General features: G+C 61.5%; 1 protein-coding gene. It reads right to left on the reverse strand.

Annotation, left to right across the window (positions count from 1 at the left end; all coding sequences use genetic code 11):
* A partial coding sequence (locus tag HKX41_13290; protein NNC25109.1) for a chromosomal replication initiator protein DnaA occupies nucleotides 1-239 on the reverse strand: 239 nt, incomplete at both ends.

Consider the following 239-nt stretch of genomic DNA (forward strand, 5'->3'; position numbering starts at 1 on the left):
CCGGGGGCTGAATGTCGGTCACCAGCCCCCACTCGAAGCGGCTTACCAGCCGGTCCTGCAGGGTCTGGATGTGCTTGGGGTGCCGGTCGGAGGCTATGACGATCTGCTTGTTCTCCTCATACAGCGCGTTGAAGGTGTGGAAGAACTCTTCCTGGGTGCGGTCCTTGCCGGCGAAGAACTGGATGTCGTCGATCAGCAGCGCGTCGACGCGCTGGAACTGACGCTTGAACGCATCCATG

This window comes from Salifodinibacter halophilus (assembly GCA_012999515.1).
In the GTDB taxonomy this organism is placed as follows: Bacteria; Pseudomonadota; Gammaproteobacteria; order Nevskiales; family Salinisphaeraceae; genus Salifodinibacter; species Salifodinibacter halophilus.